Source organism: Cellulosimicrobium cellulans (assembly GCF_042723955.1).
GTDB classification, from domain to species: domain Bacteria; phylum Actinomycetota; class Actinomycetes; order Actinomycetales; family Cellulomonadaceae; genus Cellulosimicrobium; species Cellulosimicrobium cellulans_H.
In genome coordinates this window covers 4,273-7,190 of record NZ_JBHXIC010000131.1, presented here as the reverse complement: position 1 = coordinate 7,190, position 2,918 = coordinate 4,273, and the positions used below count along the sequence as shown (strand labels likewise).

Genomic DNA, 2,918 nt, shown 5'->3' with positions numbered 1-2,918 from the left:
GCGCCCCGCCGCGCGCCCCCCCCCGCGGGGGCGGGGGCCCCCCCGCCGTCGTCGGGATCAGCGGCTGCGCTTGATGAGCGACACGTCGCGGACGGCGCCGCGGTCGGCGGACGTCGCCATGGCGGCGTAGGCCTGGAGCGCGGGCGACACGTAGCGGTCGCGGTCGACCGGCTGCCACGGATTCTCGCGCGCCTCCATCTTGGCACGGCGCTCGGCGAGCACGTCGTCGGGGACGTTGAGGCGGATGAGGCGCGTGTCGACGTCGATCTCGATCTCGTCGCCGTCCTCGACGAGACCGATGACGCCGCCCGCGGCGGCCTCGGGCGAGACGTGGCCGACGGAGATGCCCGACGACCCGCCGGAGAAGCGGCCGTCGGTGATGAGCGCGGTCACCTTGCCGAGGCCACGGCCCTTGATGAACGACGTCGGGTACAGCATCTCCTGCATGCCCGGGCCGCCAGCGGGGCCCTCGTAGCGCACGACGACGACATGGCCGGGCTCGACCTGCTTGGTGAGGATCTTCTCGACCGCCTCGTCCTGCGACTCGCAGACGAGCGCCTTGCCGACGAAGTGGAAGACGTCGGGGTCGACCCCGGCGGTCTTGAAGACGGCGCCGTCCTCGGCGAGGTTGCCGCGCAGCACGGCGAGCCCGCCCTCGACGGTGTACGCGTGCTCGAGGTCGCGGATGCAGCCGTCGGCCGCGTCGGTGTCGAGCGACTCCCAGCGGTTCGACGTCGAGAACGCCTGCGTGGTGCGCACTCCCCCGGGTGCCGCGTGGAACAGGTCGATCGCCCGCTCGGTCGCCTTGCCGCCGCGGACGTCCCAGTCGTCGAGCCACTCGCGCAGCGTCGGCGTGTGGACGCTCGTGACGTCGTGGTCGAGCAAGCCCGCGCGGTCGAGCTCGCCGAGGAGGGCGGGGATGCCGCCGGCGCGGTGCACGTCCTCCATGTGGAAGTTCGGGTGGTTCGGCGCGACCTTGGACAGGCACGGCACCTGGCGGCTGATGCGCTCGATGTCGGTGAGGTCGAAGTCGACCTCACCCTCCTGCGCCGCGGCGAGGATGTGCAGCACCGTGTTCGTCGAGCCGCCCATCGCGACGTCGAGCGCCATGGCGTTCGAGAACGCGGCCTTGGTCGCGATCGAGCGCGGAGCGACGGAGTCGTCCTCGTCCTCGTAGTAGCGCTTGGCGAGGTCGACGATCGTGCGGCCGGCCTCGAGGAAGAGCTCCTTGCGCGCGGCGTGCGTCGCGAGCGTCGAGCCGTTGCCCGGGAGCGACAGGCCGAGCGCCTCGGTGAGGCAGTTCATGGAGTTCGCCGTGAACATGCCCGAGCACGACCCGCACGTGGGGCACGCGTTCTCCTCGACCTGCGCGAGCGCGGCGTCGGACACGTCGTCGTCCGCCGAGTAGTTGATCGCGTTGACGAGGTTGAGGGGGGTCTTGGCGACGCCGTCGGCGACGACCGCCTTACCGGCCTCCATAGGGCCGCCGGACACGAAGATCACCGGGATGTTGAGCCGCAGCGCGGCGTTGAGCATGCCAGGGGTGATCTTGTCGCAGTTCGAGATGCACACGAGCGCGTCGGCGCAGTGCGCGTTGACCATGTACTCGACCGAGTCGGCGATGAGGTCGCGGCTCGGCAGCGAGTAGAGCATGCCGCCGTGGCCCATCGCGATGCCGTCGTCGACGGCGATCGTGTTGAACTCCTTGGAGACGCCACCGGCCTCGCGGATCGCCGACGCGACGAGGTCGCCCATGTCCTTGAGGTGGACGTGACCGGGGACGAACTGCGTGTACGAGTTCGCGATCGCGATGATCGGCTTGCCGAAGTCCTCCGAGCCCATGCCGGTCGCGCGCCAGAGGGCGCGGGCGCCGGCCATGTTGCGGCCGTGGGTGGACGTCCGGGAGCGCAGGGGGCGGCTCATGTCGGTTCAGCTCCTTCGACGGGTGGCCGCGGCCGATCCTCCGGCCGCCGGGTCACATTACGCCTGCCGGCGACCGGACGAACCGGGCGTCCGTCTCGTGGTCGTCGGGCTACGTAGGTGGAGTCCCTACCCCCCGAGGGATGTCCACCTAAACGTTACGTAAGGGTTGAACCGCCGCGGCTACCCCTGCCACCGTGGACGGGCACGTCACGGCCAGGGACCTCGGCGACGCCTCGACGGAGAGCGGCACCGCGCAGGTGCAGCAGGCCAGGTCCCGGCACCGACCCGATCCTCAGATCCTGTTCCCGAGGGGGCACCTCATGTCCACGTCCACCACGCGCACGACCTCACCGCCCGACGCGTCGTCCGGGACCGCTCCTGGCACCGCGAGCCGGGCGGCGCCCAGCCTCGTCAGCCAGGCCGACGTCGTCACGCGCTCCTCCGCCCGGCACGCCCTCGCGCTCGCCCGGCTCGGCGGCGCCGTCGTCTTCCTCTGGCCGTTCGCCGACAAGCTCGTCGGCCTCGGCTACGCGACGCCGCGCGAGCGCGCGTGGCTCGCCGGTGCCGCCCCGGCACAGGGCTACCTCGAGCACGGGGTTCAGGGCCCGCTCGCGGGGACGTTCACCGCGATGGCCGGCCCGGTCACCGACTGGCTCTTCATGCTCGGGCTCCTCGGCGTGGGGCTCGCGCTCCTGCTCGGGATCGGCCTGCGCGTGGCCGCGGTGAGCGGCGCGCTGCTCTTCGGCATGCTCTGGCTGTCGCAGTGGCCGTTCGCGGCCGGGTCGAACAACCCGGTCGTCGACCAGCACGTCCTCGTGGTGCTGCTCCTCGTCGTCCTCGCGACGACGCTCGCGGGCGACACCTGGGGGCTCGGGCGCCGCTGGGCCGCGCTGCCCCTGGTCCGCCGGGCGCCCTGGCTGCGCTGACGGCAGGCGCCGGGCCCGGAACCGGGGGGGGGCGCGCGCGCAAACGCCGCGCGGCGGGGGGGGCCCCGC

Annotated in this window: 2 protein-coding genes; one reads left to right on the top strand and one right to left on the bottom strand. The window is 72.6% G+C overall.

The genetic code is table 11. The annotated features are described in order from the left end of the window. Nucleotides 1–57: 57 nt before the first annotated feature. Nucleotides 58–1,923: a dihydroxy-acid dehydratase gene (ilvD, locus tag ACFWH7_RS20075; protein ID WP_378219281.1), complete on the bottom strand. Its 1,866-nt coding sequence runs from the start codon at nt 1,921–1,923 to the stop codon at nt 58–60. Nucleotides 1,924–2,243: 320 nt separating this feature from the next. Here ilvD and ACFWH7_RS20070 point away from each other — a divergent pair, with 320 nt between their 5' ends. Further along, nucleotides 2,244–2,849, top strand: coding sequence for a DoxX family protein (locus tag ACFWH7_RS20070; RefSeq protein WP_378219279.1), 606 nt, complete (start codon nt 2,244–2,246; stop codon nt 2,847–2,849). Nucleotides 2,850–2,918 lie beyond the last annotated feature (69 nt).